We start from the raw sequence: 24,099 nt of genomic DNA on the forward strand, positions 1-24,099 counted from the left end.
TACGGCAATACTCGCTCAGCTCGATCTCCGAAAGCGAGGCGGTTTCGATAACGACCGCCAGCTTGGCTTCAGCGGGCCAATCCTCGGCGCGATTCTTGTCTCCTGGCACTGCGGCTCCTCCGGCTTTGGCCTGTTTGCGCCAATTGTACAGAGTCTGCTCGGAGAGACCTTCCTGACGTGCCAGCTCAGCCACGGTCATGTTGAAAGGCGGTAACAGCTTCTTGAGTAAGGCCTCACGGCGCTCAGGTGAATAACGTGCCACGACATGGATCTTTCACCGCCCCCGGATGATGAGTTGATTCGATCTGAAGATACGACAACTACCCTAACACCGGGGGCCCTCGACGAAGCTGAGCAGCGGCTAGGTGAGTTTGAGGCCAAGTGGGATGATGAGTATTTGCCGATTGGTCAGTCCTGGCGGCGCAACTGGGCTCGGTTAACGCCATTCTTCGACTACCCGCCGGAGATCAGGAAAGTGATCTACACCACCAATGCCATCGAGTCGGTGAATATGAGTCTGCGAAAGCTGACCAAGAATCGGGGCTCGTTCCCGAGTGATGAGGCGTTGCTGAAACTGTTCTATCTGGGGCTGAGGAACATCAGTCAGAAGTGGACCATGCCGATTCGGGATTGGAAGGCAGCGCTGACTCGCTTTACCATTCAGTTCGAGGAACGCATTCCACAGGCGTAACCCAAACCCCGTTTACACAAAAATTCGGACAGGCTCTGCGTTGGCGTACATCCGGGGGAGTAGCGCGTTTCAGCGTGTCTGCATCCGAGGCTTGGCGGCGTGCTGCCAGCCAAGCCTCGACTTCGGCAAGATCCCACACGACGCAGCGCGGTGTCAGATTGAAGCGTCTCGGAAATTCGCCACGGCGCTCCATGTCGTAAATCGTTGTATCGGCAAGCGGAACCAATTGGTGCAGTTCAGTTCGGCGGATGGTGCGCCGGAACGGAAGGGGGGGGACAACAACAAGCCGGGGGCATTCTTCGTATCCTGCCACTCCGCGAGGTGATTCGGCCAATGTGCAGCGAACGTCGATGGGGTCGAGCTGCCTTGAATCCTGGTTATCCATCTTTTACTCCCCCAAGGGACGATGCTTGATGAGCCATCGTTCGAATTTGGTCACGTGGAGTAATGGTGGCTATCAACAGCTTTATCGACAACTCGTTCGGGCGTACTTGGGCAAGGAACTGCCAAGTTACCCTCCTGCCAATTTGACAAGTGTCAGAAGTATTCGCATAATTCTAACAAATAGGAGCGTTTCGTCATGCAAACCATTGCCAAACAAGTGCTGAAACACGCGGCCGGGTTGCCGGAAGGCACTCCTTTGGTCGCGAAAGAGCTTCTGCATTTGGGCGGTAGAGCTGCCGTTGATCAGGTGCTCTCTCGCCTGGTGAAGCGCGGTGCCTTGCTGCGGGCTGGGCGAGGTATTTACGTCTTGCCCGTGGAGAGCCGTTTCGGGGCACACGCTCCGTCCGCCAGCAAAATGGTCGAGGGGTTGGCTAGCCTGCGAGGGGAAACGATCGTGCTCCATGGGGCTGCCGCAGCCAATGCGCTTGGCCTCACCACCCAAGTGCCAATGAAGGCCATCTATCTGACATCCGGGCGTAATCGGCATCTGAAGGTTGGTGCGCAAACGGTCGAGTTTCGACACGCTCCCATCTGGCAACTGATCTTTCCCGGCCGTCCTGCAGGGGAAGTCGTGCGGGCGCTTGCTTGGTTGGGACCTGAGAAGGCCGGCGAAGCGCTGAGCAAGCTTCGCGCTAAACTGCAACCGTCCGAACTTGAAGAAGTCGCATCGGCGCGGGCGCGCCTGCCGACCTGGATGGCGCAAGAAGTTAGCGCTTTGCTGGCGCATGGCTGAGCTTTTCAAGCTCTCCGCTGATGAGCGTCTGGAGGCGCTCAACGCGGCTGCCAGTAGCTCCGGCCGTCTGCCTCATCTGCTTGAAAAAGATATCTGGGTCGTCTGGTCGTTGCGGCACCTGTTTGATGGCCCGCATGCTGATCATCTGGTTTTTAAGGGTGGCACCTCTCTGTCCAAGGCATATGGTGTCATCCGCCGGTTTTCTGAGGATGTTGATTTGACCTACGACATCCGTGCGATCGCTGGTGATCTGGTTGGAAGCGCCGATGCGCCCTTGCCAGTTACCAAGAGCCAGGAAAAGAAGTGGAGCAAAGAGATTCGAGCGCGCTTGGCCAAATGGGTTGCCAGCGAAATCGTGCCGAGGTTCAAGCAGGACCTTGAGCTACAGTCTCTACCCGCATCGGTACGCTCCGAGGATGACAAGGTTTTTATCGACTACGTTCCTTTAACCGCTGGTACAGGCTACGTAGCCCCGGCTGTCATGCTGGAGTTCGGTGCCCGCTCTACCGGCGAGCCCAGCGAACCGCGCCTCATCAAGTGTGATGCGGCTGCATATCTGCCGATGCTCGTTTTTCCCACGGCTACGCCGCAGGTGATGCGCGCCGAGCGTACCTTCTGGGAGAAGGCTACGGCGATACATGTTTTCTGTGCCCAAGGTACTTTCCGTGGCGGCGAACGCTTTGCCCGACATTGGCATGACGTGGCTCGTCTTGATTCTGCCGGATTCGTTGATGCAGCCATCGCGGACATGGCGCTCCGCAAGGCAGTTGCCGATCACAAGAGCATTTTTTTCGCGGAGAAATCTCTGCACGGTGAACTGATCGACTACCACGCGGCAGTTTCTGGCGGCCTACGACTTGTACCTGACGACGGTGCACTGGCAACGCTGGCTTCCGACTATCGGCACATGGTCGATGACGGCTTGTTTCTTGATGACGCCGAGCCTTTCGAAGCTTTGCTACAGCGATGTCGAGTCATCGAACAAAAGGCAAACAGTCCCGACAAACCATGGACGAAATGATGGGCGCGCCAACTCCGAAAGCTGCTCTCGACACCTTGAGAGACCGCATCGCTGAAGGAATCGCGGGAAATGTGAAGGCCTACAACGTCCCGGCAGTTTGCGTGCGGGTCGGCATTCAAGATGGTGTTGAACCAGGCGATGCTGACGAGGCTTTCCGCAGCCGAAGAGTCTATGTTAAGAACCGGCTCGTGCAGCTTGATAGGGGTGCATTACTGACGATCGCCGCAGCCCTCTTGAAGGAGTTCGACATCCCCAATTTGGCTGAGATCGTTAGCGAGCTGACTGTGCATGCGACGCACCGCATCACCGAAATTACGCGCAGAGACGCACTGAAGGTCTTGAGTTGCCTCGATACGCTGTTTAACGACGTTGATCTTTTCGACGGGCTCAACATCGTCTCATCTGAACACCTGTCGCATGATGGCATCGACAACAACCTTAACTTTCTTCCCTCTCTCGTCAGAGACATCGTTCAGCACTATGTGCGTAACTCGGATTACTCGACCGAAGAACTACTGATCCGGTGTGGTGCGGTGACGTGCAGTCAGACAAAGTTTTTCGCGTTATTGGAAAAATGGCTTCACCCGGTTGTTCGACGAGGCGATGAGCAGGTCGAGCTAGCAACCCACTTGAATGCCGTTCTAAGGCCCGATGGATTTCAGGTCGCTGTCGTCGGAGAGCAATCCACGCATCCGATCCCCTCCGGCCGCCAGGCTTGCCGATCATACGAAGTTGGGACGGCCGGGGAAAATTCAAGGAACCCGCTAGCTGGTGCCGCACGAAAGCTATCGCTTGGTGTACGAAATCAGGGGCGAAACCGTGTGGATGCTGGCCTTGGTTCCCACTGCGCACCAGTGGCCATTGGTCCGTGATTGAGTGAACGGAACGAGTGACTGAAATTTGCGGCTGACCGAGCTTGATATGACCGAATGTTGGTCGCTAACTCTTGCTAACGAATGAACATGGTACTTTTTATGGCATCGTCTGGGCTGGTAGGCTTGAAAGCCGCGCCGCAATTGGTTGTTTACGGTACATTGATAATTGAGTGGGAGTGATTCCGCGTCTGGCAGTGGCTGGCACGCACTAGCGCCCCCCCCGAAACCCGCATTCGTGCGGGTTTTTTCATGTCTGCGTCTGGCAAAAATTGGCACGGCCAAGCACTTACTTTTCGTGGCAACAAGTGAGCTGACAGGGTATGCCGGGGAAGAGACTCGCTTCCCATCCCCGGCGCCGGATGCCTGACGTCTTCACCCCTCCCTGTTCTGCCCGATCCATCCCTCTACGCCTTCGTGGCGCCGCCGGTTTTTCTTGCGCGCCAGGTTCACGCCAATCCGTTTGCCACGTCCTTGTAATAGACATGCACATGAGGGTCTGCCATGCAGATGACAACGTTACTGCTGCTTGCAAACCTGCTCGCCCGGGTAAGAAAACGGCCGGCGAAAAGTGAAGACGTGTCCCCCAGCCCGCCACCGGATCAGCCTGCAAAGGATAGCGTCATGCCTAACGAATTCGATTTTCTGGACAAGCATTTCAACGAAACCACCGAACCCTACCTCGCCGCCCAGGATGCATACGAGCGCTTCGGCAACTATCCGGCGGCGCGCACGAGCACCGTCGTCTACGCCATGAAGTGGGACGCTCTGGTCACGGACATCACCAATGCCGTGATCAACTATTCCTACGGCACGATCTTCAACTCGAACTGCTTCGCCACACTAGGCGAATACAAAGGCAGGCCGCAGTGGAATATCATCCTGACCGGGGTGAACTACGTGAACGCCGTGAAAGAGGTTGCCGGCGTCAAAATCTACAACTACACCAATGGCACGGTAATCATCAATGCCGATGTCGTCGGTGGCAACCCGCCCGGCCTCGGCGATATCGTGCATCTGCAAGCCGCGGTAGGGAGCTGCAGCGGCGAGATTCCACTCAAAAACTGAGCAGACCGGCAAACCCGGGCCGCCGCCACGCCCTGTCGCGCGGCGGCTCCCGCCGATCATCCATCCCCCCACCTTCCGTAACGCCCGCATGCGCCCCGCCCTGCTTCACGGGTGCAACACGGCGCAATCGTGGTCCTGCAATTCTTCGGCGGATGCGCGATCGCCGCTTGCCGGATCGGCGCGGTCGGCCAGCAGCACGAAGCCCTGGCGGCCGTCGGCAAAGGTCGTCGCGAGCATGGCCAGGGTGTAGCGCCCCATCTCGTCCCGCGCGGATGCAATCCCGTCGGCAAGCAGGCGGAACGGATTGGGCATGGCCGCATCATGCGGGCCGGCATCGATGCGGCGCGCCAGATAGCCGTGGCCGAGCAGCTTGCCGGGAAAAGGCTGCCAGCGCGAATCCAGGCGGTCCTGCACCTCGGCGAGACGCCGCCTGACTTCTGCCTTGACGCAGGAAACATGGATATGCAACTGCTCCTGCGTGCGGCCTGAAACCGAGTTGATCGCCAGCGAGACGGCCTCGCGCGGTATCGGCCGTCCATATCGGGCCGCCATGAAGCGGCGAGCCTCCCAGGCAGCCGCCCAGTAGCCGGGCGCATCGGCACCGAGCAGGGCCGGGCTCTCGATACCGCTCAGGCGAGCGGTGGGAATCAGCAGATACTGCAGTTCGCCCGTACGATCCTTGAGAATCGCATACCCGCCGCCTTCGTCCTGCGCGGACACGACCTCGGCGCATGGTGCGGGCACGCCGCCCTTCAGCTGGTTGGGTACGCATTGTTCGTGAACGATGCGCCACAACGCATTCGGGTCGGCGGCGATGCGAGCCGAAATAAAGGCGCCGGCCAGCGCCAGCCCGATCATGAACCATGATTTGCGCATTATCCTCCCCCGTCGATCGTGGCAACCGCGCCAGTATCGCCCATGGCAGGGGACGGCGGGAAGGCGACGTGGCAAAATGAACGCTCGCGCGGCGGCGCAAGACGGCACTGCCCGCGGCGGGCATTCTGATCTAACATGGAGGCTGCCTTCCGTCGCCGACGAGGCAAGAGACCCAATCCGTTGGAGAAACCTTCGAATGAATGATTTGTCGGCACTGCAGCACGCTGCCCTGCTCGAGTTGCTGAACGGCGGTTGCCGTGATGCGAAGACGGCATTGAGCGCGATGCGGCGCGAACCGATCGAGCTGTCCCTGTCTGACGTGCGCCTGCAGCCGCGTGCCGCGGCGGTCGCCGCGCTCGTCCGCCGCGACGCAGGACTCGTGTATGGGGTGATGCAGGAGCTCGGCGGCGAGCTGGGCGGAAACGCCGTCTTCGTCCTGCCCCGGGATCAGGGGCTGGGGCTGGTCCAGCTGCTGCTCGGCCGCCGCCTGCAGCCCAATACCTTGAGTGCGCTGGAGCAGGAGGCACTGCTTGAAGTCGGCAACGTCATCCTCGGCGCCTTGCTCGCGGCGCTGAGCGACAAGCTCGACCTGCCCAGTCCGAGCGCCCTGCCCACCCTCTACCAGGGCAACGCGGCCAATCTGCAGGAAAGCGGCGATTCCGACGACGAGGCGCTCAGCCTGCATCTGAGCTGCAATCTGAAATTCCATCGCGTCGAAAGCGATGTCCTGCTATTGCTGGATGCGCCGTCCTGCCTGCGCCTGCGGCAACAGCTCGAACGCTTCGCGCCGCCAGGAGCCGCGTCATGACGTCCAGCCTACCGATTTTTCCCGAGGTATTCGATACCCTGCCGCTGGGGCTGATGATCGTCGATGCCGAACGCCATGTCCGCCACTGGAACCGCTGGCTGGAAAACGCCTCCGGCCTCGCCCGCGAGCAGGTCGTCGGCCAGCGCTTCGCCAGGCTGTTTCCGGCTCTGGCACCGGGACGGGTCGGACTCGCGCTCGATGCGGCGCTCGACAACGGCCATGCGGCGCTGATTTCGCAAGCTCTGCACGGCGCCCCCTTCGACCTGAACACGGCGCAGGGGAGCAGTCGACCGATGCAGCAGACGGTACGCATCGTCGCGCTGACATCGCAGCAAGGCGAACGTTTCGCACTGCTGCAGATCAACGATGTCACCGACCAGGTCGTGCACGACGAGGACTGGCGCCGACAAGCGGTCGAGCTGGCCAGGTTCTCCCGCCTTGACGCGCTGACCGGACTTTGCAACCGCAAGGGGTTCGAAGAACGCCTCGAAATCGAATGCCAGCGTGCGCAACGCTCATTGCAGCCGCTGGCCGTGCTGATCATAGACATCGATAACTTCGAGGCCTACCGCGAAGAAATGGGTTCGCTGGCGGCTGACCAGTGCCAGGTCCGGCTGGCACGCGTGCTCACCGGCATCGTGAAACGGCCGGGCGATCTGCTGACCTGTTTCAACGCCGGCGCTTTCGCCGCCATTTTGCCGTCGACGATCGAAGCCGGCGCCGTCAAGGTGGCCGAGCGTGCGCTGGCCGCCGTAGCGCAGTTGGCCTTGCCGCATCCCCGCTCGGCGGTTGGCCCCCATATCACGGTCAGCATCGGTGCCGCCACCAGCGTCGACGGCAAGGAAACGGCAGACCGCCTGCGCAAACGGGCCGATGCCGCCCTGCGGCGCGCCCAGGCCTCGGGCCGCGCACGCCATGCGCTGGCCCCGGTGCAACTGAGTCCGGACGGATTCCGTCGCTTGCCGTGAGCGCCCCGATGCGAGCGGCGGCAGTATGATCGGGCCATGCTGACTTCCCCCCCCCTGCCCCCGAAGGCGCTCGCCTGGCTGGCCGAACTCGGCATCGCCGAGCGCGAACAATTGCTCGCCGCCGGCGTGGTGGCGACGTTCTTGCGGCTCAAGGCCGCCGGCCATACCGCCACCGAACGCCTGCTGTTCGCGCTGGAGGCTGCCGCACGCGGCGTGCACTGGTCCATGCTGACCGACGCGGATCGCGCGCGCCTGCGCGCGGCGCTCATGCAGCATCCCCCCGTGCGCCTGCCTCCCGACACCGGCGAGAGCCACCGCTTCATGCAGGCCGCGCTGGAGCTGGCCGCCCAGGCCGCCAGCAAGGGCGAGGTGCCTGTCGGGGCCGTCGTGGTGCGCGCGGGCGAAATCGTCGGCCGCGGCTACAACCGCCCGATCGCGCGCTGCGACCCATCGGCTCACGCCGAGATGCTGGCCTTGCGCGATGCGGCGGCACGCACAGGCAATTATCGTCTCGCCGGCTGCGACCTCTATGTCACGCTGGAACCCTGCCCCATGTGCGCGGGCGCCATCCTGCAATCCCGTCTCGACCGGGTCGTATTCGGCGCGCGCGATGCCAAGGCCGGCGCGGCCGGCAGCGTGATAGACCTGTTCGCCGATAGTCGCTTGAACCATCAGACCGCGCTGTTCGGCGATGTCGAGGCGCAAGCCTGCGCCGGACTGTTGTCCGGCTTTTTCCGTCAGCGCAGAGACAAGAACTGAACGGGGCGCGGCATCGCGCCCCGGAACGGGATCAGGATTTGTGATGCGGGAGCATGCGGCGCAGCGTATCGTCCTTGACGACAAGGTGATGCCAGAGGGCGCCGACGACGTGCAAGCCGACCAGAAAATACACGGCATTGCCCAGCAACTCATGCACGGCTTTCACCGCTCCGCGCAGTGACGGGTCATGTCCGACCAGCACAGGCAGGGTCCAGCCGAACAAGGCGACATCGCGCCCTCCCGCCTGGCTGAACACTATCCCGGTGACCGGCAGCAGGAACATCACCAGATACAAGGCCAGATGCACGAGCGCGGCCGCCTTGTCCTGCAGCGGCGAGCTGACGATCGCGGCGGGGACGCCGACGCGCCAGCGCACGCCCAGGCGGATCACGGCAGCCAGCAGAACCAGAATCCCGACACTGATGTGCCAGTTGCGCAATTGGTCGCGCAATGCCTGCCCGGTTTCGCGCGGGATCGTCCCGCGCAGTTCGATGAACAACAGGGCGGCGGCGAAAAGCAGGAACATCAGCCAGTGCAGGACGATGGACAAGGGATGGTAACTGGAACGGGACATAGAAACATCCTTCAGAATAGGGTTATTCCGTTCATGGTAGTCACTCCAGCTTAACTGAATATTAACGGTGGCGGCACCGGCGCGCCGCCACCGGACGCCAGTTTTCAGTCCAGTGCGATCTGTGCGATTTTCACCCGCCATTCGGCCGGCCCGCTCTGATGCACCGCCTGACCACAGGAATCGACCGCGACCGTCACCGGCATGTCGCACACATCGAACTCGTAGATCGCCTCCATGCCCAGGTCCTCGAACGCCAGGACGCGCGAAGCCTTGATCGCCTTGGACACCAGATAGGCGGCGCCGCCGACGGCCATCAGATAGACCGCACGGTTATCGCGGATCGCGTCGATTGCCAGCTGCCCGCGTTCGGCCTTGCCGACCATGCCCAGCAAGCCGGTCTGCTCGAGCATCTGGCGCGTGAACTTGTCCATGCGCGTCGCCGTGGTCGGGCCGGCCGGACCGACCACTTCGTCGCGCACCGGATCGACCGGTCCGACGTAATAGATAAAGCGGTTATTAAAGTCGACAGGCAGCGACTCGCCGCGATTGAGCATGCCGATCAGGCGCTGGTGAGCCGCATCGCGCCCGGTCAGCAGTTTCCCGTTCAGCAACAGGACTTCGCCCGGCTTCCACGACGCGACTTCTTCGCGCGTCACGCTATTGAGATCCACGCGCCGCCCCGCCGACGTGTCGTAGTCGATCTGCGGCCAGTCGGACAGCGACGGCGGCGCCAGCTCGACCGGACCGCTGCCATCGAGGTGGAAGTGGACATGCCGGGTCGCCGCGCAGTTCGGGATCATGGCGACCGGCAACGATGCCGCATGCGTCGGATAATCGAGAATCTTGACGTCAAGCACCGTGGTCAGCCCACCGAGGCCCTGTGCGCCGATGCCGAGAGCATTGACCTTGGCCAGCAGTTCCAGCCGCAGCTCTTCGACCCGGCCCAGCTTTTCGCCGCGCGCGGCGCGCGCCTGCAACAGGTGGATGTCGAGCGGAGCCATCAGCGACTCCTTGGCCAGCAGCATGGCCTTCTCCGGCGTGCCGCCGATGCCGAGACCGAGAATGCCGGGCGGACACCAGCCGGCGCCCATGGTCGGCACCGTCTTCAACACCCAGTCGACGATGGAGTCGGACGGGTTGAGCATGACCATCTTGGCCTTGTTCTCGGAACCGCCGCCCTTGGCCGCGCAGATCACCTCCAGACCGTCGCCGGCAACCATCTCGTAATGAACGACGGCCGGGGTATTGTCGCGCGAATTGCGGCGCGCCCCAGCAGGGTCGAGCAGCACGGATGCACGCAAGGTATTATCGGGATGGGTGTAGGCGCGGCGCACCCCTTCGTCAACCATCTCTTGCACGCTGAGACGGGCATCCCAGCGCAGATTCATGCCTATCTTGAGGAAAACCACGGCAATGCCGGTGTCCTGGCAGATCGGACGGCGGCCTTCGGCCGACATGCGGCTATTGATCAGGATCTGGGCCATCGCGTCGCGCGCGGCCGGGCTTTGTTCCTGTTCGTAGGCAGCGCCCAGCGCCTTGATGAAATCGACCGGGTGATAATAGCTGATATACTGAAATGCGTCGGCAATGCTCTGGATGAAATCGTCCTGGCGGATGGTGGTCATGGCAGATCCCGCAACGAGTTGAACACGATGGTCCCGCCCTGTGTCCGGGCGGTCCTCTTCAGTGTATCACAACGTCATCCGCTTGCCGTTCCGTTTTGCACCAAAATTGTGCATTGCATTGAAAATCATATCGCAGTCGAGTAAATTGAATACTATGTCACCCGCTTCTTCCGCCCCCAACAGTCGGGAGCGCCTGTTGGCCGTCGGCGAAGCCGCCGTTCTCGCGCAAGGCTTCTCCGCCCTCGATCAGGCCGCCTTCCTCAATCGCATCGGCGTTCGCCCCGAGGCTTTCCTGCGCGACTTCGCCTCCTGGGACGCATTCGGTGTCGCGCTGCTGCAACGCTATTTCCTGGCCTACGACCTGTGGCAGGAAAGCACGCTGACCCGCGGTCAGGGCACGATGCGCGAACGGCTGCTCGCCTACTTCCACGCCTGGTACGACGTCTATGCGGGGGGCAAGGAAAGCCTGGATGTCAAACTGTCGGGCGAAGCCGGCAAGCTGTCGGAAGCCATGCTCAAGGCCCTGTCAGAAGGCATGAACCAGATCATCCGTCGACTTTCCGACACTGTGCGCCGCGGCCAGATGGAGGGCTCGCTGCCGTGCATGTTATCGGCCGAACCTTTCGCGCAGATGCTGTACGGGCTATGGCTGGGCAGCTCGCAGCTGAGCCGGGTCCAGCAATCGGCGCACGTGCTCGAAATCGTCCTCGCCCAGACCGACGCCCTGCTCTCCCGGGACGATACCCTCTGAATCCCTCCGGCGCCCATGGCGCCGAACTGGCCGTCCCGGCCTGCGGCTGATAAACTAGAGGGTTGCATACTGGCGCCGGGTGATATCGATCCCGCGTGCCCGCCCACACCTCGACTGTTTATCGATGGAACATACCATGACAAACCCGCAACAAAAAGCGCTGGTCGTCCTTTCGGGCGGGCAGGATTCGACCACCTGTCTGTACTGGGCGATCGAACGCTTCGGCCACGGCAACGTCAGCGCCGTCACCTTCGACTATGGCCAGCGCCATCGCGTCGAACTGGAATCGGCACGCCATATCGCCGCCATGGCCGGCGTCCCGCAGACGGTTCTCCCCATCGACACGTTCGCGGCCATCGGTGGCAATGCGCTGACCGACGACGCCATCGTGCCCGAGACGGAAAAGGCCGCGCCCGACGCCTTGCCCAATACCTTCGTTCCCGGCCGCAATCTTGTATTTCTGACTTTCGCCGCCGCCCTCGCTTACACCCGCGGCTGCCGCCACCTGGTCACCGGCGTGGCGCAGACCGACTATTCGGGCTACCCCGACTGCCGCGAGAATACGCTCAAGGCGCTCGAACTCGCCTTGCGCCTCGGGATGGACTCGCGCATCGAGCTGCACGCGCCGCTGATGTATATGACCAAGGCCGAAACCGTCCATCTCGCGCAGCAATGCGGGGCAATGGAAGCGCTGGCCTGGAGCCATACCTGCTATAACGGCGAACAGCCCCCCTGCGGCCATTGCGCATCCTGCCTGCTGCGCGCCCAGGGCTTCGCCGAGGCCGGAGTGGCCGACCCGCTGGTCGAACGCTTCGGGCGGAACTGATCATGTACGCACCTCTGCTGCTGGCCGGAACCCGTTTCGAATCGGCACGCCATCTCGATGGCGCGCCGCCCCATGGCCATAGCTTCCGCGCCCTCGCCCGCGCGGACAGCTCGCATACCGACAGTGACACGCTGCGCGCCGAGTTGCAGGCCGCCGCCGCGCCGCTCGATTACACCCTGATCAACGATGCACTCGCCGATGCCGACGACCTCGGCATCGCCCGCTACCTGGTCGACAGTATTTCCTGCCCGGTCGCGCTGGCGCTCGCCAGCGCCCCCGCTTGCGGCGTCCTGGTCGAAAACGGCGATGCCATGCGTTACCTGAATACCGGCTTCGAAGCGGCACACCAGCTGCCCCATGTTCCCCCCGGCCATAAATGCGGCCGCCTGCATGGACATGGCTTCGGCGTCCGTCTGGTCACCGATGCTGCCCGCACACGCCTCCAGGACCTGGAACAGGCGTGGCAGCCCCTGTACGAGCAACTCAATCACCACTATCTGAACGACCTGCCCGGGCTCGGCAATCCGACCAGCGAAGTCATGGCACAGTGGCTTTATCAGCGGCTGTCGCTCACGCTGCCCGGGCTGAAATGGGTCGAAGTGCGCGAGACGCACAGCGCCGGCAGCCAGTTCGACGGCGTGCGTTTCCGCATCTGGAAAGAACAGCGCTTCGAAAGCGCCGTTCCCTTCGACGACGAAGGCAACTACACCGGCCACAGCTATCTGATTCGCCTGATGCTGGCCGGCAGCCTGGACCAGACCATGGGTTGGTTGATCGACTTCGGCGACGTCAAGGACCGCTTTCACCCGATTTACCGGCAACTCGACCACAATCCGCTAGACAAACTCAGTGGCATACGCAATGGCTCGCTCGCCTCGGTGGCGGAATGGACACATGCCCATCTGGCGCCGCTGGTGCCAGAGCTCGCGCGCATCGATCTGATGGAAAACCCCGGCTGCGGCATCTCCCTGCCGTTCGCCGACGATATGCGCTGGCCGCTGCTTCTGGAGTAGGCATGTACACCGTCAAGGAAATCTTCTACACCCTGCAAGGCGAAGGACGGCATGCGGGGCGCCCGGCGGTATTCTGCCGCTTCTCGGGATGTAATTTGTGGAGTGGTCTGGAAAGACAGCGCGCCGATGCCGTCTGCCGCTTTTGCGATACCGATTTTATCGGTGTCGGCCCCGATGGCGGCAAATTCGCCAGCGCCGATGCTCTTGCGCAACGCCTGGCCGATGCCTGGCCGGCGGTTGACGGCGGTCGGCGCTTTGTCGTCTGCACCGGCGGCGAGCCTCTGCTGCAGCTCGACACCGCACTGATAGAAGCCTTGCATCGTCATGGATTCGAAATTGCCGTCGAAACCAATGGCACGCTTGCGGCGCCCGACGGGCTGGACTGGATCTGCGTGAGCCCGAAGGCGGGGGCGGAGCTGCGACAACGGCACGGCGACGAGCTCAAACTGGTGTACCCCCAGGCCGGGCTCATGCCCGAGGCCGTGGCCGATCTGGACTTCAGCTACCGCTACCTGCAAGCAATGGACGGCCCCGACGCACACGCGAACACCCAGGCCGCGATCGCTTACTGTCTCGCACACCCGCAATGGATGCTATCCCTGCAGACGCATAAAATCACCCGGATCCGCTGACGCCGCTCGCGCCTGCGGCATGGCATAATCGGGGTATCGCCCACAACCCGCTCCGGCCAAGCCGGAACCGACGACCCCGATTATTCCGATGAACCAGCCTGCCTGCACCCTGGTCGTAATCGCCCCGGCATTCGACCCCGAACGACTCGACCTTGTCGCCCGCCTCGCCCACGCGGCTGCACCGCGTTTGACGAGCGCCGGCACGGCACGCTTCGATCGCGCCGATCCCGCTACCCGCCCGGCCGTCGCCGCCCAGTGCGAGCAATGGGGATGGGATGCCGCCTTCGTGCCGACCGGCATGCGTTTTGCCGATCTTGGCCTGATCGTGTCGGACATGGACTCCACTCTGATCACCATCGAATGCATAGACGAAATCGCCGACATGCAGGGGATCAAAGACAAAGTCGCCGCCATCACAGAACGATCGATGCGCGGCGAACTCGACTTTTCCGCTTCGCTGACCGAGCGCGTGGCACTGCTTGCCGGTCTGCCGGAAAGCGCGCTGGAAACGGTGTATCGTGAACGGTTGCGCCTGACCGATGGGGCGGAAGAACTCATTGCCGCCTGCCATCGGCATGGGGTTCGCTTCTTGCTGGTTTCCGGTGGCTTCACCTATTTTACCGATAAACTGCAACACCGCCTGGGCCTCGATTACACCTGCGCCAACCGCTTCGAAATTTGCGATGGACACCTGACCGGCCGCATCGACGGTGCGATCGTCGACGCCGAGGCCAAGCGCGGGCTCCTGCTGCGCTACCGCAGCGAGCTCGATCTCGAGCCACAGCAGGTACTGGCGGTGGGGGATGGGGCGAATGATCTGAAAATGCTCGCGGAAGCGGGCATGGGCGTGGCATTCCGCGCCAAACCGGTGGTCAGAAGCCAGGCCGATGTCGCGCTGAACTTCAGCGGGCTGGATGGCATTGTGCGACTATTTGCCGATGCATAACTGCAATCAGCCGTCAGGCTGGACCGAGGACAGCATGCCGCAACTTCCCGAACTCGATACCGTCAGTTTCGACGCCAATCTGCCTTTCGGCGCGCAACTGCTGCCAGGAGGCGTCTGTCCGCAATCGCTGCGCCGCGAAACGCGCCTCGCGTTGCGGGTTCTGGCCGCGCCGGTGGAAACCACGGAAAATCCGGACCCTCTGTTGCTACGCCTCGAGGCCAAACTCGATCTCGCGCTCGAGGTTTCACTACTCGACCGCCACCCGGAGCGCCCTCCGCTGCAACCATGCCGACTCGGACTCGAACAGCTCGCCTGGCAGCAGGATCAGGCGCAAGCGCCGGGCGAGAGCGTACTGATGACGCTCTACCCGAACGCGGATTCGTCCCTGATCGTCTTTATCGCGGGCCAGATCGTCGATTGCCGCGCCGTCGGCAGCGAGGGCTACCACATTCGAGCCGACATCAGCCGCGCCTTCGACGAAATCACCCGCCCGCTATGGGAAAAATGGGTGTTCCGCCGTCACCGCCGCGCGATACTCGGGCGCTGACCCCTCCCTCAGGTCAGGCGCGCGCGGCCGCCAGCCGTGCAAGCAGGGTTTCATGGATGCCGTTGAACCCCCCGTTGCTCATCACCAGAATCTGATCTCCGGGGCGAGCCTCCGCGACGATCGCATCGACCAGCGCATCGAAGTCGCGGAAGGTTGACGCACGGTCTCCCAAGGGCAGCAAAGCCTGCGACGGGTCCCACTCCAGCCCGACCGCAGAACAGAACACACGGTCGGCATCGATCAGCGATCCGGACAAGGCGTCCTTCATGGTGCCCAGCTTCATGGTATTGGAGCGCGGCTCCAGCACCGCCAGAATCCGTGCGGTGCCGACCCGCTGTCTGAGCCCGGCTACCGTCGTGGCGATCGCCGTCGGGTGATGGGCAAAATCATCGTAGACGGTAATGCCGGCCACCGTGCCGCGCACTTCCATCCGCCGCTTGACGTTCGCGAAGCGCGACAGCGCCGCGATGGAGGCAGCGGCCGGAACCCCGACATGACGCGCCGCCGCGATCGCGGCCAGCGCGTTCATCCGGTTATGCTCGCCCGACAAAGCCCACTGCACGACGCCTTGAACGGTGTCGGCCAGCAGAACCTCAAACCCGCCGTCATCCGCGACCTGCCCCACTTGCCAACCCGCCTCGACGCCGAAGCTCTCGCACGGTGTCCAGCACCCTCGCTCGAGAACGCGGGCCAGACTGGGCTCGCGGCCATTGACGATCAGGCGCCCATTGCCGGGCACGGTGCGCACCAGATGGTGAAACTGCGTTTCGATCGCGCGCAGATCGTCGAAAATATCGGCGTGGTCATACTCGAGGTTATTCAGTATCGCCGTGCGCGGGTGGTAGTGGACGAACTTGGAGCGCTTGTCGAAAAAGGCGGTGTCGTACTCGTCGGCTTCGATCACGAAAAACGGACTGCGGCTGGCCGGGTCCTGCGCCGGCGTTCCAGGCAGCCGCGCCGACACGCCGAAATTCTGCGGAATGCCCCCGATGAGAAAGCCCGGTGCGAGGCCGGCGTCTTCCAGTATCCAGGCAAGCATCGAGCTGGTCGTCGTCTTGCCGTGGGTACCGGCCACCGCCAGCACCCAGCAGGATGCGAGCACGTTTTCGGCCAGCCATTGCGGTCCGGAACGGTAGGGCAGGCCGCGGTCGAGGATTTCTTCCATCAGCGGCGTGCCGCGCCGGACCACGTTGCCGATGACAAAGACATCGGCGCCGATGTCGGCCTGCTCGCGACCGTAGCCCTGCATCAGTTCTATCCCCATCTCCTGCAGTTGCGTGCTCATCGGGGGATACACGTTGGCGTCGCAGCCGGTTACGGTATGGCCGGCCTGGCGGGCGATGGCGGCGATCCCCCCCATGAAGGTGCCACAAATGCCAAGGATATGGATATGCATAAGGTTCGAATCAATCAGCAGGCGTCAAACGGCGTAGCTTACGCGCGATTGACGCCCCCCTCAAGCTTCAGAAAAACAGCAGGGTCAGCACGGCGAACAAGGGCAGCAGTATGCTGCCCGACCATAGCAGATAGCGGAAAAACCCCGGCATGCGAATCCCCGCCCTCTCGGCGATGGCCTTGACCATGAAGTTGGGGGCATTGCCGATATAGGTCGCCGCTCCCATGAATACGGCGCCCATGGAAATGGCCAGCAGCGTCGTGGACAACGGGCCGCTGAGCACAGCGGCATCGCCTGATGCGAGATTGAAAAACACCAGATAAGTCGGGGCATTATCCAGAAGGCTGGACAGGATGCCGGTCAGCCAGAAATAGCGTGCATCCCACGGCGCGCCGGACGGGTGCGTGACGACGCCGGCGAGCCCGGACAGCGCGCCGCGCTCGCCGGCGTGCAAGATCGCGATCACTGGAGCGATGGTGACGAAAATACCGGCGAACAACTTGGCGACTTCGGCAATCGGCGCCCATTCGAAACCGTTCTCCACGCGCAGCCGGCGCGATGTCAAACATAGCGATGCCGCGGACACGGCCAGCAAAATCGCATCGCGCACGACATCCTGCGCCGCCAGCCGCGTGCCCGCGACATCAAAGGCGATGCCGGGCGACCACATTCCCGACATCAGCACGGTCGCGATGGTCACGGCAAGCAGCAGGACATTCACCCGCCCGGCGATATGAAACGGAATATCGGGATCGGGGTCCGGCGCGATGATGCCTTCCAGCCGATAGTAGTAACGGTCGATCACAAAAAAAACGAGCAACAGCACCGTCGTGCTAAACAGCACCGGAGCGAACAGATGCCGCAGCGGCCAATCGAAGGCGACCCCCTTCAGGTAGCCGAGAAACAACGGCGGGTCTCCGAGCGGACTCAGGCCGCCGCCGATATTGGCGACCAGAAAGATGAAAAACAGGATCACATGCGCGTTGTGGCGGCGGTTCGCGTTGGCCTTGATCAGCGGACGGATCAACAGCATCGCGGCACCGGTGGTCCCCATCACCGAAGCCAGCAGTACGCCGACGAGCAACAGGGCCGTATTGCGCTCGGGAGAACCATGCAGATTGCCGCGCAGCACGATTCCTCCTGAAACGATGAACAGCGTGAGCAAGACCGTGACGAACGGCAGGTATTCGACCAAAAAAGCATGCGCGAGCACATTCATCGAACGGCCCGTACCGAATACGACGGCGAAGGGCAGCAGAAAGGACAGTGTCCACGCCGCGACGATCTTGCCAAAATGATGATGCCAGAACGAGGCGAACAGGATGGGAAACACCGCAATGGAAAGCAGAATGCCGGCAAACGGCAAGGCCCATGCGAGGCTAAGCCCCGCGCCGTCGGGAACGGCAGGCAGACTGATAGGCACTAGCGAGAAAACGACTCCGGCCGTCAACGACACTTCTTACTCCTGAAAAATAGTAGCGCCCCCTCGTGCCGCACCGCGAGCGTGCAAGGAGGCGCAAGCACGGCGCGCGGCCGGAAGCGCAAGCCATGGCGCCGCACAGCCGCGCGCTGCGGTCAATGACGGTCTTCGATCAGCTCGATCTTGTAGCCATCGGGATCGCAGACGAAGGCGATCACCGTCGTGCCGTGTTTCATCGGCCCGGCTTCGCGCGTCACGACACCCCCACGGCGCTTGATCTCGGCACAGGCCGCATACGCGTCGGGAACGGAGACGGCGAGATGGCCGAAACCGGTGCCCGGCTCATAGCTGTCGACGCCATAGTTATACGTCAATTCGATGACCGCACCGTCGTCCTTGCTGCCGTAGCCGACGAAGACATTGGTGAATTTGCCTTCCGGGTAGTCGGAGCGGTCGATGACGCTCATGCCGAGGACTTCGGTATAAAACGCGATCGAGCGATCGAGATCGCCTACGCGGATCATGGTGTGCAGAATGCGCATGAATTGTTCTCTCAAAATAATCAGTCGGGAAAAACCGGCGGTCCGCCTGACGGCGGCCCGGGAGAGATGGCCCGCCACGGCGGACGGCGAAAGCGGGCGGGCCCGAACATCCCGCCAGTCGTCTGGCAGCGCGCGCAGCGTAAAGTTTCCGCGCGTCAGCCGAATTCGAACAGGGTACGCCCCTGTTCTCGCAACCAGTTGCGTGCGACCCGCCACTGCGGGCACAGGCGAGCGGTTTCCAGCCAGAAAGCGGGCGAATGGTCCATATGCCGCAGATGCGCGAGTTCGTGCGCGATCACGTAATCGAGAATCGCCAGCGGAGCCTGCACCAGGCGCCAGTTGAGCCGTATCATCCCTTGCCCGCTGCAACTCCCCCAGCGCGTACGCGCCGAGGACAGGGCAAAACCGGAGGGAGCACGCGCGGCGGCGCGGGCGGCGGCGGCCAGCCGCGGCGGAAAGCGCAAGGCCGCCTCGCGGCGCAAACCATCGGCCAGAACACGACGCAAGCCGTCGCCGTCGTCGGAGGCAAGGCCGAAGACGCGGGCGCGGTCGCCTTCGAACAGCACGCGACGCCGCGCTCCGTTTTCATGTACGAGCCGCAACCCGTGTCCGGCCAGCCGCACCGCTTCGGGCACCAGCGGCGCCCGGGCCGCATTCTGCAAGCGCCAGTGGCGCTCAATCCAGTCGCGACGGTCGTCGAGCACCTGCTGCAGATACGCGAGCGTCACGCGCGGATGCGCAACCAGCTCCACGCCGGCGGGACTCACGCGGATGCCTATGCTCTTGCGCGCCCGGCGCACTACCGTCACCGGCAGCGTAACGTCAGGCAGCGTCAGTGCGAGTGCTGTGTTCATGCCGCTGCGACGGGTGGGCAAAAGGACCGGCGCCGCCGATTTCCAGCTGCCGTGCCTCGATCCAGGATTCGGCTTGCGCCATGATCGCTTCGGAACGCAGTTCGGCGGAGGGAACGATAGCCGGCCCGATCACGACCGTCACCACGCCAGGGTATTTCAAAAACGAGTTGCGCGGCCAGAATTCGCCGGCATTGTGCGCGACCGGCACGAGCGGAATATCGAGCGTCTTGGCCATGCGCGCGGCCCCCAGCTTGTATTTGGCCCGCGTACCCGGCCGGATGCGCGTACCCTCGGGAAATACGGTGATCCAGAAGCCGTGGCTCAGGCGCTCGCGCCCCTGCCTGAGCAGCTGCTGGTTGGCGCCGGCACGGTCGGAACGATTGATCGCGATCGGATTCATCGCGGCCAGGCCCCAGCCGAAGAAAGGAATCCACAACAACTCGCGCTTGGCCACATAGATCTGAGCCGGGAACAACTTCTGCAGGGCCAGGGTTTCCCATCCGGACTGGTGCTTGGAGCAGATGATGGACGGAGTGGAAGGAATATTCTCCCGGCCGATCACGCGGTATTTGAGGCCGACCACATGCTCGAGCGTCCACAGCAGCATGATCGCCCATGCCATACCGAAAACGTGGCGCACGCGTCGCGGCAGCGGCAGCGCCAGCGTCAACAGCAGAAAGATGACCGGAGTGACAATCGCCAGCACCAGCCAGTAAGCAAGATTACGTATCCAAAGCAGCATGTAGTTTGAGCCGTCGTATTCAGGTTGAAGAAGAGTGCTGTATCAGGTAGCCGGCGGCATCATACAAATCGTCGAACACCCGTGTGCCGGGCGGCAGACTATCCTGCGCCAGCGTCTTCAACCCCTTGCCGGTGCGCACCAGGATAGGCTGTCCACCCGCGGCATGGATCGCCTCCAGGTCGCGCTGGCTGTCGCCTATCATGGGCAAGCCCTCGACCTTGGCGTTGAAACGTTCGACGATTTCCAGAATCATCCCGGGCTCGGGCTTGCGGCATTTGCAGCGATCGTTGGCCGTATGCGGGCAGATCACGACCGCATCGATGCGCCCGCCGGCCTGGTTGACCAGGCGGTGCATCTTGTCGTGCATGGCATTGAGCGCATGCATGTCGAACAGGCCGCGACCGATCCCGGACTGGTTGGTCGCCACCACCACGCGCCAGCCGGCCTGCGTCAGATTCGCGATCGCTTCCAGGCTGTGCTCGATCGGCACCCACTCCATGGTGCTTTTGACAAAGTCGTCCCGGTCCTGGTTGATCACACCGTCCCGATCCAGTATGACGAGTTTCATTGGCAAGCTTCCAGTGAGCGGGTCCGGCCTAGTCGGCCAGCAGCGAAATATCCGCCACGCGATTGAACAAGGCGGCCAGATTGGCCAGCAGCGCGATACGGTTGGCGCGTATCGCACCATCCTCGGCCATCACCATTACGGTATCGAAAAACGCGTCGACCGGTTCCTTCAGCTGCGACAACATCGCCAGCGCAGTCGCATAGTCCCCGGCGGCAAAGGTGGCGTCGACCTTGCCCGTCAGATCGCGTACCGCGGCATGGAGCGCCTGTTCCGCCGCTTCGACCAGCAAGGCGGCGTCGACCGGCCCCGGAGCGGCACCGGCCTTCTTCAGAATGTTGTTCACGCGCTTGTTGGCCGCGGCCAGCGCCGCCGCTTCCGGCAGACGCTTGAAGGCGGCCACGGCCGCCAGCAGCACCGGCAGCGGTTGCAGGCGCGTGGGCGCGAGCGCCAGAACGGCCTCCACCTCGTCCGCGCGGTACTCTGCGGCGAGGAAATTTTTCAGGCGTTCGAGGCAGAAGGCAAATACGTCGTCGGCCACCGCTGGCGCGAGCTTGCCGTCGGCGAAGGTGGCGGCGGTCAATGCCAGCAGCTCCTTCAGGTCCAGCGGCAACTCCAGCACCATGCGCAGCACACCCAGCGCTGCGCGACGCAAGGCAAACGGATCCTTGTCGCCGGTAGGGATCAGACCGATACCCCAGATGCCGACCAGCGTTTCCAGCTTGTCGGCCAGCGCCACCGCCGTCGCCACCGCGCCTTGCGGCAGCGAGTCGCCGGCGAAACGCGGGTGGTAATGCCCTTCGATCGCGAGGGCGACCGGCTCCGCTTCGCCGTCCAGGCGCGCATAGTGCATGCCCATGATGCCTTGCAGCTCGGGAAACTCGCCCACCATGTCGCTGACGAGGTCGGCCTTGGCCAGACGCGCGGCACGGCGGGCAAGCTGAACATCGGCCCCCAGGCGCTCGGCGATGCCGCCGGCGATGGCTTGCAGGCGTTCCACGCGCTCGAGCTGGGAGCCTATCTTGTTGTGGTAGACCACGTCGGCCAGACGCGCGAGCCGCGACTCGAGGCGGACTTTCTGGTCTTGCTCGAAGAAGAAACGCGCATCGGACAGACGCGCGCGCAACACGCGCTCATTACCCTGAATCACGGCGGAAGGGTCGCGGCTGGCCAGATTCGACACCAGCAGGAAGCGGTTCATCAAACGGCCCTGCGCATCGAGCAGCGGGAAATATTTCTGATTCTGCTGCATGGTCAGAATCAGGCACTCTTGCGGCACGGCCAGGAACTCGGCCTCGAAGCCGGCCTCCAGAACCACCGGCCACTCGACCAGCGCGGTCACTTCGTCCAGCAGCGCGTCGTCCGAGGCCAGCGTGGCTCCGAGGCGCTCGGCGGCCTGGGCAAGTTGCTGACGGATGCGTTCACGGCGCTCGCCGAAGCGGGCGACGACATGGCCTTCGCTTTCCAGCGTCGCTTCATAGGCATCGGCATGGCCGATCGCAACGACACCGGAGGACAGGAAACGGTGGCCGAGCGTCTGCGTACGACTGGACAGACCGAGCACACTGCCCGCGATCAGCGTCGCGCCATGCATCAGCACGAGGCCATGCACCGGCCGCACGAACTGGTGATCGGAATCGCCCCAGCGCATCAGCTTGGGCACCGGCAGTTTCTTCAGCGCGAGCGCGACCAGGTCGGACAGCACGTCGGACAACGATTGGCCGGCCTTGACGGTCTGCCAGGCATACACATCCTGCTTGCCGTCGTTCAGCGTGATCAGATCGGCCACTTCGACGCCGCAGGAACGGGCGAACCCCGCCAGCGCCGGCGTCGGCTTGCCGTCTTTCATCCCTGCGCTCACGGCCGGCCCCTTGCGCGTCAGATGCTGTTCGGGCTGCACGGCCAGCACCTCCGGCAGCGACAAGGCCAGACGGCGCGGACTGGCGAATACCGACGCCTCGGCATCGGCCGCGACGAACTGCATCTTTTTCAGTTCGTCGCACAGGGTCTGGGCGAAACTGGCCGCCAGCCTGGGCAGCGCCTTGGGCGGGAGTTCCTCGGTCAGGAGTTCAATCAGCAGGGTTGCGTTCATGTCTATTCGGGTTTCTTGCTGGGAGCGTTAGGGGTTCGGGCATACCGCGGCCATCATGGCGGCAGCCACCGATTCGTCGTCCGCATCCTGCCACTTCCAGGCATAGCGCGGAACGGGATACATCGTCGACCAGACCGACTTGTTGGACGCGCTGTAAAAGTCGCTGGACACCAGGGCGTAGCGGCCCTGCTTGCAGTCGGCGTAGACCGTGGTGCGGCGGATGGAAAAACGGACCTTGTAGCCGCGATCGAACTGCGGTTCGGCAAAACGCTCCTGGTTGATGAAGCGGATCAGACCGTCCGCCTGCCTCTGCACCGAATTGCGGTCGACGGCCAGTTCCAGCGCGTTGCCGCGCTGGTACACCTGCCAGTCGAATGTGGCGGCTGCGGCCGCGGCCGGCAGCGAGCACAGAATCAGGAAGACGGGAGTCCGCATGATCAGGCCTGCGGGCACATCGGAAAACCGAGCGCCTCGCGCGAGTCGTAATACGCCTGTGCCACTTGCCGTGCGAGCGCACGGATGCGGCCGATATAGGCGGCGCGCTCGGTCACCGAGATGGCGCCGCGTGCATCGAGCAGGTTGAACGAATGCGCGGCCTTCAAAATCATTTCATAGCCGGGCAAGGGCAGGCCGGCGTCGAGCAGGCGCTTGGCCTCCACTTCGAAATGGTTGAACTGCTCGAACAGGAAGACCACGTTCGAATGTTCGAAGTTGTAGCGCGACTGTTCGACTTCGTTCTGATGAAAGACATCGCCGTAGCTGACTTTCTGGCCGTTCGGGTAGACGGTCCAGGTCAGGTCGTAGACATTTTCCACGCCTTGCAGATACATCGCCAGACGTTCCAGGCCATAGGTGATTTCCCCCAGCACCGGCTTGCAATCGAGGCCGCCGACCTGCTGGAAATAGGTGAACTGCGTCACTTCCATGCCGTTGAGCCAGATCTCCCAGCCCAGGCCCCATGCGCCCAGCGTCGGGTTTTCCCAGTCGTCCTCGACGAAACGGATGTCATGCACCGTCGGGTCTATGCCCAGCTCCTTGAGCGAACCCAGATACAGTTCCTGAATATTGTCGGGCGACGGCTTGAGCACGACCTGAAACTGATAGTAATGCTGCAAGCGGTTGGGGTTCTCGCCGTAGCGGCCGTCCTTCGGACGCCGCGAAGGCTGCACATAGGCCGCGTTCCACGGCTCCGGGCCGATGGAGCGCAGGAAGGTCGCCGTATGCGAGGTCCCCGCGCCCATTTCCATATCATAGGGTTGCAACAACGCGCAGCCTTGGCGATTCCAATAGTTCTGCAGCGTGAGGATGATTTCCTGGAAAGTAAGCATGACCGC

Annotated in this window: 27 protein-coding genes and 1 pseudogene; 14 read left to right on the forward strand and 14 right to left on the reverse strand. The window is 62.8% G+C overall.

What is annotated here, in order from left to right; translation table 11 throughout:
- The coding region (locus G520_RS22345) for a transposase (protein ID WP_036665994.1) at nt 1-262 on the reverse strand (262 nt) is incomplete at its 3' end.
- Between the two features lie 81 nt (nt 263-343).
- Between G520_RS22345 and G520_RS0109930 the strand changes: the two are divergent.
- Nucleotides 344-691: pseudogene (locus tag G520_RS0109930) on the forward strand (transposase); the annotation flags it as partial.
- Here the strand turns inward: G520_RS0109930 and G520_RS24390 are convergent.
- Nucleotides 654-1,076 carry a helix-turn-helix transcriptional regulator gene (locus G520_RS24390; protein WP_084637565.1) on the reverse strand — a complete coding sequence of 141 codons (423 nt, stop codon included), beginning with the start codon at nt 1,074-1,076 and terminating at the stop codon, nt 654-656. The pseudogene G520_RS0109930 and the gene G520_RS24390 sit on opposite strands and share 38 nt — an antisense overlap.
- A gap of 195 nt (nt 1,077-1,271) precedes the next feature.
- On the opposite strand from G520_RS24390, the gene G520_RS0109935 reads away from it, so the two are divergent.
- The 4 genes from G520_RS0109935 (at nt 1,272) to G520_RS22355 (ending at nt 4,829) form a co-directional block, all read left to right on the forward strand.
- Entirely contained in the window at nt 1,272-1,868 is a 597-nt protein-coding gene (locus tag G520_RS0109935) for a DUF6088 family protein (RefSeq protein ID WP_028535526.1), read from the forward strand.
- Nucleotides 1,861-2,889 (forward strand): nucleotidyl transferase AbiEii/AbiGii toxin family protein, encoded by a 1,029-nt coding sequence (locus G520_RS0109940; protein ID WP_028535527.1) that lies wholly within the window; start codon nt 1,861-1,863, stop codon nt 2,887-2,889. Before G520_RS0109935 ends, G520_RS0109940 begins: the two co-directional genes overlap by 8 nt.
- Complete coding sequence (locus G520_RS24900) at nt 2,877-3,761, forward strand: AbiJ-related protein (RefSeq protein ID WP_051229307.1); 885 nt, start codon at nt 2,877-2,879, stop codon at nt 3,759-3,761. Before G520_RS0109940 ends, G520_RS24900 begins: the two co-directional genes overlap by 13 nt.
- A 624-nt stretch (nt 3,762-4,385) precedes the next feature.
- A complete protein-coding gene (locus G520_RS22355) occupies nt 4,386-4,829 on the forward strand; it encodes a hypothetical protein (protein ID WP_036665979.1) in 444 nt (147 codons plus the stop codon).
- 105 nt (nt 4,830-4,934) lie between these two features.
- Here the strand turns inward: G520_RS22355 and G520_RS0109955 are convergent, their stop codons facing one another.
- Complete coding sequence (locus G520_RS0109955; protein WP_036665980.1) at nt 4,935-5,705, reverse strand: CDP-diacylglycerol diphosphatase; 771 nt, start codon at nt 5,703-5,705, stop codon at nt 4,935-4,937.
- 196 nt (nt 5,706-5,901) lie between these two features.
- Between G520_RS0109955 and G520_RS0109960 the strand changes: the two genes are divergently transcribed.
- Genes G520_RS0109960 through tadA form a run of 3 tightly spaced genes read left to right on the forward strand, consistent with a single transcriptional unit; the run spans nt 5,902 to nt 8,240 of the window.
- Nucleotides 5,902-6,513, forward strand: a complete 612-nt coding sequence (locus G520_RS0109960; protein WP_028535530.1) for a chemotaxis protein CheC — start codon at nt 5,902-5,904, stop codon at nt 6,511-6,513.
- Nucleotides 6,510-7,481, forward strand: a complete 972-nt coding sequence (locus G520_RS0109965) for a GGDEF domain-containing protein (protein ID WP_028535531.1) — start codon at nt 6,510-6,512, stop codon at nt 7,479-7,481. The genes G520_RS0109960 and G520_RS0109965 overlap by 4 nt, the downstream gene beginning before the upstream one ends.
- Nucleotides 7,482-7,517: 36 nt before the next feature.
- The gene (gene tadA / locus G520_RS0109970; protein WP_028535532.1) at nt 7,518-8,240 is read left to right on the forward strand and encodes a tRNA adenosine(34) deaminase TadA; all 723 of its coding nucleotides are present in this window, start codon (nt 7,518-7,520) and stop codon (nt 8,238-8,240) included.
- Between the two features lie 31 nt (nt 8,241-8,271).
- Here tadA and G520_RS0109975 read toward each other — a convergent pair whose 3' ends face one another.
- Nucleotides 8,272-8,814 (reverse strand): cytochrome b, encoded by a 543-nt coding sequence (locus G520_RS0109975; protein ID WP_028535533.1) that lies wholly within the window; start codon nt 8,812-8,814, stop codon nt 8,272-8,274.
- A gap of 104 nt (nt 8,815-8,918) precedes the next feature.
- Nucleotides 8,919-10,439 (reverse strand): fumarate hydratase, encoded by a 1,521-nt coding sequence (locus tag G520_RS0109980; protein WP_028535534.1) that lies wholly within the window; start codon nt 10,437-10,439, stop codon nt 8,919-8,921.
- Nucleotides 10,440-10,593: 154 nt separating this feature from the next.
- Between G520_RS0109980 and G520_RS0109985 the strand changes: the two genes are divergently transcribed.
- The 6 genes from G520_RS0109985 to G520_RS0110010 all read left to right on the forward strand — a co-directional run bounded on the left by G520_RS0109985 (nt 10,594) and on the right by G520_RS0110010 (nt 15,154).
- Nucleotides 10,594-11,190: a TetR/AcrR family transcriptional regulator gene (locus tag G520_RS0109985; RefSeq protein WP_028535535.1), complete on the forward strand. Its 597-nt coding sequence runs from the start codon at nt 10,594-10,596 to the stop codon at nt 11,188-11,190.
- 136 nt (nt 11,191-11,326) lie between these two features.
- Nucleotides 11,327-12,016 carry a 7-cyano-7-deazaguanine synthase QueC gene (queC, locus tag G520_RS0109990; RefSeq protein WP_028535536.1) on the forward strand — a complete coding sequence of 230 codons (690 nt, stop codon included), beginning with the start codon at nt 11,327-11,329 and terminating at the stop codon, nt 12,014-12,016.
- 2 nt (nt 12,017-12,018) lie between these two features.
- On the forward strand, nt 12,019-13,029 hold the full coding sequence (locus G520_RS25810) for a 6-pyruvoyl trahydropterin synthase family protein (RefSeq protein WP_028535537.1): 1,011 nt from the start codon (nt 12,019-12,021) through the stop codon (nt 13,027-13,029).
- 2 nt (nt 13,030-13,031) lie between these two features.
- The gene (gene queE, locus G520_RS0110000; RefSeq protein ID WP_028535538.1) at nt 13,032-13,661 is read left to right on the forward strand and encodes a 7-carboxy-7-deazaguanine synthase; all 630 of its coding nucleotides are present in this window, start codon (nt 13,032-13,034) and stop codon (nt 13,659-13,661) included.
- Between the two features lie 88 nt (nt 13,662-13,749).
- Entirely contained in the window at nt 13,750-14,607 is an 858-nt protein-coding gene (gene serB / locus G520_RS0110005) for a phosphoserine phosphatase SerB (protein WP_036665981.1), read from the forward strand.
- A gap of 34 nt (nt 14,608-14,641) precedes the next feature.
- Complete coding sequence (locus tag G520_RS0110010; protein ID WP_028535540.1) at nt 14,642-15,154, forward strand: hypothetical protein; 513 nt, start codon at nt 14,642-14,644, stop codon at nt 15,152-15,154.
- 13 nt (nt 15,155-15,167) lie between these two features.
- Here the strand turns inward: G520_RS0110010 and mpl are convergent, their stop codons facing one another.
- From mpl to glyQ, 9 genes are all read right to left on the reverse strand, one after another.
- Nucleotides 15,168-16,550 (reverse strand): UDP-N-acetylmuramate:L-alanyl-gamma-D-glutamyl-meso-diaminopimelate ligase, encoded by a 1,383-nt coding sequence (gene mpl, locus G520_RS0110015; RefSeq protein ID WP_028535541.1) that lies wholly within the window; start codon nt 16,548-16,550, stop codon nt 15,168-15,170.
- Between the two features lie 67 nt (nt 16,551-16,617).
- Nucleotides 16,618-18,006 (reverse strand): sodium:proton antiporter, encoded by a 1,389-nt coding sequence (locus tag G520_RS0110020; protein WP_028535542.1) that lies wholly within the window; start codon nt 18,004-18,006, stop codon nt 16,618-16,620.
- Between the two features lie 119 nt (nt 18,007-18,125).
- On the reverse strand, nt 18,126-18,512 hold the full coding sequence (gene gloA, locus G520_RS0110025) for a lactoylglutathione lyase (protein WP_028535543.1): 387 nt from the start codon (nt 18,510-18,512) through the stop codon (nt 18,126-18,128).
- 155 nt (nt 18,513-18,667) lie between these two features.
- Nucleotides 18,668-19,366 (reverse strand): M48 family metallopeptidase, encoded by a 699-nt coding sequence (locus G520_RS0110030; protein WP_036665984.1) that lies wholly within the window; start codon nt 19,364-19,366, stop codon nt 18,668-18,670.
- On the reverse strand, nt 19,335-20,105 hold the full coding sequence (locus tag G520_RS0110035; RefSeq protein ID WP_028535545.1) for a lysophospholipid acyltransferase family protein: 771 nt from the start codon (nt 20,103-20,105) through the stop codon (nt 19,335-19,337). The genes G520_RS0110030 and G520_RS0110035 overlap by 32 nt, the downstream gene beginning before the upstream one ends.
- A 22-nt stretch (nt 20,106-20,127) precedes the next feature.
- A complete protein-coding gene (gene gmhB, locus G520_RS0110040) occupies nt 20,128-20,676 on the reverse strand; it encodes a D-glycero-beta-D-manno-heptose 1,7-bisphosphate 7-phosphatase (RefSeq protein WP_028535546.1) in 549 nt (182 codons plus the stop codon).
- Between the two features lie 28 nt (nt 20,677-20,704).
- Nucleotides 20,705-22,765 (reverse strand): glycine--tRNA ligase subunit beta, encoded by a 2,061-nt coding sequence (glyS, locus tag G520_RS0110045; RefSeq protein ID WP_028535547.1) that lies wholly within the window; start codon nt 22,763-22,765, stop codon nt 20,705-20,707.
- 27 nt (nt 22,766-22,792) lie between these two features.
- The gene (locus tag G520_RS0110050) at nt 22,793-23,200 is read right to left on the reverse strand and encodes a surface-adhesin E family protein (RefSeq protein ID WP_028535548.1); all 408 of its coding nucleotides are present in this window, start codon (nt 23,198-23,200) and stop codon (nt 22,793-22,795) included.
- 2 nt (nt 23,201-23,202) lie between these two features.
- Complete coding sequence (glyQ, locus tag G520_RS0110055) at nt 23,203-24,093, reverse strand: glycine--tRNA ligase subunit alpha (protein WP_028535549.1); 891 nt, start codon at nt 24,091-24,093, stop codon at nt 23,203-23,205.
- Nucleotides 24,094-24,099: the final 6 nt, after the last annotated feature.

Origin of the sequence: Paludibacterium yongneupense DSM 18731 (genome assembly GCF_000422925.1) — a bacterium.
Classification (GTDB): Bacteria; Pseudomonadota; Gammaproteobacteria; order Burkholderiales; family Chromobacteriaceae; genus Paludibacterium; species Paludibacterium yongneupense.